The organism is Vibrio harveyi NBRC 15634 = ATCC 14126 = KCTC 12724 (assembly GCF_001591145.1).
In the GTDB taxonomy this organism is placed as follows: Bacteria; Pseudomonadota; Gammaproteobacteria; order Enterobacterales; family Vibrionaceae; genus Vibrio; species Vibrio harveyi.
In genome coordinates this window covers 1-7,281 of the sequence record NZ_BCUF01000090.1, presented here as the reverse complement: position 1 = coordinate 7,281, position 7,281 = coordinate 1, and the positions used below count along the sequence as shown (strand labels likewise).

The 7,281-nt window shown below is 46.2% G+C and carries 7 protein-coding genes; 1 reads left to right on the top strand and 6 read right to left on the bottom strand.

The window, feature by feature from the left end; translation table 11 throughout:
- Positions 1 to 335: 335 nt before the first annotated feature.
- Both VHA02S_RS24160 and VHA02S_RS24155 read right to left on the bottom strand, forming a co-directional pair.
- The gene (locus tag VHA02S_RS24160; RefSeq protein WP_005451582.1) at positions 336 to 815 is read right to left on the bottom strand and encodes a hypothetical protein; all 480 of its coding nucleotides are present in this window, start codon (positions 813 to 815) and stop codon (positions 336 to 338) included.
- Positions 803 to 1,630, bottom strand: a complete 828-nt coding sequence (locus tag VHA02S_RS24155; protein WP_038898724.1) for a winged helix-turn-helix domain-containing protein — start codon at positions 1,628 to 1,630, stop codon at positions 803 to 805. Before VHA02S_RS24155 ends, VHA02S_RS24160 begins: the two co-directional genes overlap by 13 nt.
- A gap of 305 nt (positions 1,631 to 1,935) precedes the next feature.
- On the opposite strand from VHA02S_RS24155, the gene VHA02S_RS24150 reads away from it, so the two are divergent.
- Positions 1,936 to 2,553 (top strand): porin family protein, encoded by a 618-nt coding sequence (locus tag VHA02S_RS24150; protein WP_009696165.1) that lies wholly within the window; start codon positions 1,936 to 1,938, stop codon positions 2,551 to 2,553.
- An 80-nt stretch (positions 2,554 to 2,633) separates the two neighbouring features.
- Here the strand turns inward: VHA02S_RS24150 and VHA02S_RS24145 are convergent, their stop codons facing one another.
- Genes VHA02S_RS24145 through VHA02S_RS24130 form a run of 4 tightly spaced genes read right to left on the bottom strand, consistent with a single transcriptional unit; the run spans position 2,634 to position 7,193 of the window.
- A complete protein-coding gene (locus tag VHA02S_RS24145) occupies positions 2,634 to 3,530 on the bottom strand; it encodes a hydroxymethylglutaryl-CoA lyase (RefSeq protein ID WP_038898723.1) in 897 nt (298 codons plus the stop codon).
- A complete protein-coding gene (locus tag VHA02S_RS24140) occupies positions 3,527 to 4,372 on the bottom strand; it encodes an enoyl-CoA hydratase-related protein (RefSeq protein ID WP_038898721.1) in 846 nt (281 codons plus the stop codon). The genes VHA02S_RS24145 and VHA02S_RS24140 overlap by 4 nt, the downstream gene beginning before the upstream one ends.
- Before the next feature lie 25 nt (positions 4,373 to 4,397).
- Positions 4,398 to 6,002: a carboxyl transferase domain-containing protein gene (locus VHA02S_RS24135; protein ID WP_038898720.1), complete on the bottom strand. Its 1,605-nt coding sequence runs from the start codon at positions 6,000 to 6,002 to the stop codon at positions 4,398 to 4,400.
- A 21-nt stretch (positions 6,003 to 6,023) separates the two neighbouring features.
- Positions 6,024 to 7,193, bottom strand: coding sequence for an isovaleryl-CoA dehydrogenase (locus VHA02S_RS24130; protein WP_038898719.1), 1,170 nt, complete (start codon positions 7,191 to 7,193; stop codon positions 6,024 to 6,026).
- Between the last annotated feature and the right edge of the window lie 88 nt (positions 7,194 to 7,281).

The window sequence follows — 7,281 nt, the reverse complement described above, 5'->3', positions numbered from 1 at the left end:
ACTCGCTTTTCTATTAAACCAATGGCTAAGTCAAACAACTTGGAAAGAGCTGGCTATTACGCTGCGTTGTTTTCCTTGCTTGTTTTCGGTAAATAGGGAATCAATGACAAAGCTCTGAATCCAGCGCCTTGAAGTCACTTGGGTATATTCATCAGCTGCCATAATTGGGCTGTTTTCACAAGAGGTCAATAGAGAATGTTAGGTATCTCGTTAAGAAGGTCCTTTTGCTTTTTGTGCATGATTGGTCATCGGCTTCCTGCCTTTTGCTAAGTGGCGCATGCCGTTGCACTTTGATATCGGAATCGAAGCTAACTACGAGATTTAACCCCAAGCAATCAAACTTTATGGCAAGGAATGTTCACATCTTCACTTTCGTTGGCGTTGAAGAAGAAAAGACGTTCGTCTTGAATAAAGTAATTTAAATCAGACTCAAAACCGACCAAACTATCTTTATCTCTGATAAACAGGGGAGACTCTGTTGGTGTCAGATTCCAATCGACAGTGTTGAATTTTTGCTGAATTCGCTGACCGTCTACGTCATTTTTTGCTGTGAGTACAATTTCAAAAGGTTCTTTTAAACCAGACTTATGATTGAGCACGCCTGATTGATAATAAATCACGCTGGTATTCGAAGGAAAATAGATAGTTGTATACTCTTCGATGCTTTTATATTGACGATATGCTGCAGAGGTGAAACCTGCCTTTGCTTCAGAACAACGCCATCGAGTTCCGCTAAAATCGTACTCCTCAAATTGCCCGTAATAGACGGCAAATGCAGACGCAATGGCTGCGAATACAATCGTTAAAATTCGCATATAGCCTCCTTATTTACGTAAGAGTCAGCTATATATTGTCGAAGGTGCTCTCTCTGAACATTAAAGTAGCGATACACATGGTTTTTATTTCCGTTAGGTTTTTGAAACCAAATGGTTAAAGCCATCGTATTTGGCTCATAGATCGAGGGGAAAAGGCGTATGTAAACGTCCGCATTGCATTGTGATTGAGCTAGTTCATTGAGTATCTGGTTTAAATCACTGGCAGAAATAAACCCATGAGTTGCGTCATGCAAATAGAAATTGGTTTGACCAACGACTAGGTGTTTATAGTTATCCTTTTTTATGTAGTTTGGCTTCACAAAAAGTGGCTTAACACATAAAAGGATGAGTAAAGCGGTAAGAGCACTAATGACATACACCGTTGCAAGAAGAAAAGTACTGGCTTTCTTTTGCACACGAAGGGGGTGTTTTACTCTTTCATTCTCAATATTGCGAATGGCTTCTGAAGCAGGCTCTGCAATCTGAGATACTGGTTGTAGCAAGACTTCAATGGATTCGGCTTGAATAAAATAACCGACTTTACTGATGGTCTTGATTTCCGCTTTTTGTGCTTTCAAAGAAAGAAGATTACGACGCAGACCCGAAACCACGTTGGTTAGTGCTTGATCGGTCACGACCAATCCTTCCCAGCATGTCTCGAAAAGCTCTTCTCGGGATACGGGCTCATTTTTCTGCAAGAGCAGCATAAGAACCTCGTAAGGAAGAGGTCTGAGAACTATTGTATTTCCATTTTGATTACGTAACGTCCTTGTTGCACATTCTAAAGTTAAGTTTGAAAACTGAATCGATTTCATTGCTAAATTGGCTTTTTAGAAGGCAACTTCTATCTCGATAAACGAGATTAAAAAGTTAAGAGAACCTAATTTTATTTTGAAAGCGGCACAGTCTACCGAGATTAATTTATAAATCAAGCTGACAGTTTAAATGAAAATAAACCTTTAAAAATCATTGGTTTGATATTTTTGATCGTTTTTTAAGCCTCTCTTTTAATAGGGATATGCAAATATAAATGTAAAAACAATTTGATTTCCGTTTAGTTATTGATTGAGCTTGCTTTTAGAGTGTGCCGAAACAAACAACACGGTAAAGATAATTCAAAATGAAAAAGACTCTTCTTCTTACAGCACTCGTTTCTAGCTTTGCATCTGCTCACGATGTGAGTGGTTTTTACCTTGGTGCGGGTGTCGGAAGCACTGATTTCGATGATGCGGGATTCATGAATGATGTAAGTCACCAACTCGCTCTACAATCAGGAAGAAGCGTTCCGTTGACCTCTGATACAGACGGCTCTGCTTACAAATTGATTGCTGGCTACCAAATCAACCGCATTATTGCTATTGAAGCGCAATACACTAAATATGCGGATACTGATGTGAAAGTGCACAATATCTCAGCCCTAAAACTAAGCCACGATACGTTTACTGTAGCAGCAAATGTCGGTTACACATTCAACAATGGGCTGCGTCCTTTTGCGACGCTTGGTTTAGGTTCAATCAGTTACGAAGTAAAAGAAAATATCACAGGCAAAAACTACAATCATAAAGATGATGGCGGCACGGTTCGCCTCGGTATTGGCTTGGAATATGCGCCAGTAATGCTAGGCGGTCTTGCATTCCGTGCAGGCTATGAAGTTGACCATTACACGCTAGAAACTCCGATTAAAGATTACGACCAGTCTATTGGCTCTTGGTATGTTGGTTCTACTTACAAGTTTTAACGCCTTTTTTATCTAAAATTCATCTTACTTAGAAGGTGCAAAGCAGCCCTGTTAAGCAAGGCTGCTTTTTTGTTTTATGATTAACGCTGCTTTAACGCCATCGATACCTTCGAGGTAGGCTGGCGGTTTAATTCTTCACTGATCATCCATCCTGCTTTTGCGAGCAACTCCAAATCTACTCCGGTCTCGATTCCTAAGCCTTGGCAAAGGTAGAGCACATCTTCGGTAGCAACATTACCTGAAGCGCCATGAGCGTAAGGGCAACCACCAAGCCCAGCCACACTACTATCGATGGTATTGATGCCCATTGTTAAGGCTTGGTAGATATTCGCCAACGCTTGTCCCCATGTGTCGTGAAAATGCACCGCAAGCTTATTGGTTGGGACTTTTACTTGTACGGCTTCTAACATTTTAGCGATGCGTATCGGCGTGCCTGTACCTATGGTGTCTCCAAGTGAAACCTCGTAGCAACCTAATTCCATCAGCAGGTTGGCAACTCTTGCGACTTGCTCGGGCTTGGTTGGTCCGTCGTAAGGGCAGTCTGCAACGCAAGATAAGTAACCCCGAACGGGAATGTTATGCTTTGCTGCCAATTCCATTACTGGTTCAAAGCGGGTAAGGCTATCCGCAATCGAGCAATTGATGTTGTGTTGGCAAAAGCCCTCCGATGAGGAGGTGAAGATCGCGACTTGGTTAGCGCCAGCTTTCAATGCTTGTTCAAAACCTTGCACGTTGGGCGTTAGGGCTGAGTAGGTGACGTTGTGGCGGCGGGTGATTTTCTTCATAACATCGAGTGAGTCCGCCATTTGAGGTACCCATTTAGGCGACACAAAAGAGCCTGCCTCAATATGGGTGAGTCCTGTATCAGAGAGCAAGTCGACTAAGCGGATCTTGGCTTGCGTGGACACCGGTGATTCGTTTTGCAGACCGTCTCTCGTACCCACTTCGACAATATTTACCTTGTTTGGCAAATTCATTTCTTGCCCTTAGCTGGCTTGTTTATCCAACCCGGTTCTCGTTTCTCCAGAAAGGCTTGCAAGCCATCTTGTCCCTGCGGCGATACGCGAATGTCGGCGATAAGCTGGCTCGTGTATTGAATAAGCTGACCATCAATCGGATTTTGGTGGCATTGATGGCATAACGCTTTGGCTTTTCGCATCGCATCTGGGCTATTGAGCAGCAAAGAATCAATCAAGCTTTCTACTACGGCTTCGATTTTATCCAGCTTATGAACCTCATGCACAATGCCAAACTTTTCAGCTTTGGTGGCGTTAATCACTTCGGCGCTGAGTATGTAACGACGAGCTTGTCGGTTGCCCATTGCTCGCATGACATAAGGAGAGATGGTTGCGGGAACCAGCCCCAGTTTGACTTCACTCAAGCAGAAGTTCGCATTCTCCGCTGCGATGGCGATATCACAGCAACAGATCAAGCCCAATGCGCCACCAAAAGCGGAACCTTGCACAACAGCAATAGTAGGCTGAGGGAAAGCGTCCAGTGTATGCATCAGGCGTGCAAGGTTCTGCGCGTCTTCTAGGTTTTGCTTTCTGGTGCTACTTGCCATGGATTTCATCCAATTCAAATCAGCCCCAGAGGAGAAATGTTTGCCGTTTCCTCGAAGCACCAAGCAGCGAACATCGGTACGCAAAGCGAGGTAATCCAGTCTGTGGATCAGCAAATCAATCATGCAAGCATCAAACGCATTGTGCTTCTCTGTGCGATTGAGCGTAAGCGTTGCGACGCCGAATTCATCGACGTTCCAAAGTACTTCATCTTGTCGTTGGGTGTTGGGGATGATACTCGGTTGATGATCCTGCATGTGACGTCCTTTCTTCTCTACATTTCTACATTCTGAATATGCCAAAGTTGCTGTCAGGAATTGGCGCATTGAGCGCGGCTTTTAAGGCTTGAGCCAATACTTGACGCGTCTCTTTTGGGTCGATGATGCCGTCATCCCATAAACGCGCGCTGGCGTAGTAGGGATGCCCCTGAGACTCATACAAGTCTACGATAGATTCTCGGAATGCACTTTCTTCGGGCTCTGGCCATTCTTCACCTTGGCGTTTCTTCACTTCTCGACGTACTTGAGTGAGCACGCCAGCGGCTTGTTCTCCGCCCATGACGGAGATTCGTGCGTTTGGCCACATCCAAATCATGGTTGGGTCATAAGCACGACCGCACATGCCGTAGTTGCCTGCACCGTAAGAGCCGCCAATAATCACTGTGAACTTAGGCACATCCGCACACGCAACCGCCATCACCAGTTTCGCACCGTGCTTGGCAATACCTTCTGCTTCAAGTTTTTTGCCCACCATAAACCCAGTGATGTTTTGCAAAAACAGTAGGGGAATTTTGCGTTTGGCACACAGTTCAATAAAGTGCGCGCCTTTCTGTGAGGACTCAGAAAACAAGATGCCGTTGTTCGCCACAATGCCAATCAGATGGCCGTGAATTCGTGCGAAGCCACATACTAAGGTCTTGCCATAAAGAGCTTTGAATTCATCGAAGTCTGAGTCATCGACCACACGAGCGATGATCTCTCTAACATCAAAAGACAAGCGCAGATTCGCATTGACGATGCCGTACATCTCTTCTGCATCATAACGTGGTGGCAACACGGGTTTGTCGCTTTGAATGGGGAGTGATTGATTGGTATTGGAGATAGCTTCGCGTGCAAGCTGTAATGCATGTTGGTCGTTTTCTGCGTAATAATCGGCAACGCCAGACTTGCGACAATGCACGTCGGCACCGCCTAATTCTTCATCGGTGACGATTTCTCCCGTAGCGGCTTTTACCAGCGGTGGACCTGCCAAGAAGATGGTGCCTTGCTCTTTGACCATAATGGAAACGTCTGCCATCGCAGGTACATAAGCGCCACCTGCGGTACACAGCCCCATTACAACCGCGACTTGAGGTATGCCTTGTGCCGACATTCTGGCTTGATTGAAAAAGATCCGGCCAAAATGCTCTTTATCAGGAAAGACTTCAGCTTGATGAGGGAGGTTCGCGCCGCCAGAGTCCACCAAATAGACGCAGGGTAATTGGCAACGTTGAGCGATCTCTTGCGCACGCAGATGCTTTTTAACCGTGAGTGGGTAGTAGGTGCCGCCTTTGACGGAAGGATCGTTGGCGATCACCATGCATTGAATGCCTTTAATGGTGCCAATGCCCGCGACGACACCTGCGCATGGAATTGATTCTTCGTAGACGTTCCACGCGGCGAATTGTCCGACTTCAAGAAACTCGCTGCCTTCATCCAAAAGGTTCATAACACGTTCACGAACGGGCAGTTTTCCTTTCAGGCGTTGGCGGTCAATGGCTTTTTGTCCGCCACCTTGCTTGATGGCTTTAATATTGGCATTAAGGTTGTTTACCAACTCGGTTATGACCGCTTTATTCGACAAAAACAGCTCGTCGGTTGGCTTGGTTTTACTTTTAATGATTGCCATAGTGACTTCCTTGTCGGTGGGTTAGCGAGACTCTTCGAACAGCTCTCGTCCAATCAGCATGCGGCGAATTTCAGAAGTGCCAGCACCAATCTCATACAGTTTGGCGTCACGGAGTAATCGCCCAGTCGCGTATTCGTTGATGTAGCCATTGCCGCCTAGCAGCTGAATGGCATCGAGGGACATTTGCGTGGCAAGTTCGGCGCTGTAGAGGATCACGCCAGCGGCGTCTTTACGCGTGCATTCACCTCGGTCACAGGCGGCAGCAACGGTATAAACATAAGCTTTGGCGGCGTTCATGCGTGAATACATGTCAGCAAGCTTTCCTTGCACTAGTTGGAATTCACCGATGGATTTGCCGAACTGTTTGCGGTCATGAACATACGGAATCACTTCGTCCATACAGGCTTGCATGATGCCAAGTGGACCGGCTGCTAATACCACGCGTTCATAATCCAAACCGCTCATTAACACTTCGATACCACGGTTTAGTTCTCCCAACACATTTTCTTTAGGCACGATACAATCTTGGAACACCAATTCGCAGGTGTTGGAGCCGCGCATACCAAGTTTGTCGAGCTTCTGCGCATGGCTAAAGCCCTCAAACTCCCGCTCAATAATGAAAGCGGTAATACCGCGAGAGCCGCCACTGGGATCGGTTTTCGCGTAAACTACTAAGGTATCGGCATCAGGACCATTAGTGATCCACATTTTGTTGCCGTTCATCAGATAGTGGTCGCCTTTATCTTCGGCTCGCAGCTGCATGCTAACCACATCAGAACCTGAGTTCGGCTCACTCATGGCTAATGCACCGACGTGAGAACCATCAATGAGTTTAGGTAGGTACTTTTCTCGTTGAGCAGGGGAGCCATTGCGAAAGATTTGGTTAACACAAAGATTGGAATGTGCGCCGTAACTGAGTGCGACAGACGCCGAAGCTCGGCTGATTTCTTCCATCGCGACAACGTGAGCAAGATAGCCCATGCCTGCACCGCCAAACTCTTCGTCGACGGTTACGCCAAGCAAACCCATTTCACCAAACTTGGACCACAAATGATTGGGGAATTGGTTGTCGCGGTCGATGTCTGCGGCGATGGGGGCGATATGCTCGGTGGCGAACGCGTTGACGTGGTCTCGGAGCATATCGATGGTTTCACCAAGCCCAAAGTTGAGTGGGGTGTAGCTGCTTTTCATAACATTTCCCTGTTGAAAGTACTGCGGTTTTTAGGGTCTGTTGATCTTTCGCGGTTAAATTTTGTTCGAGATAAAATCGTTTTAGGGG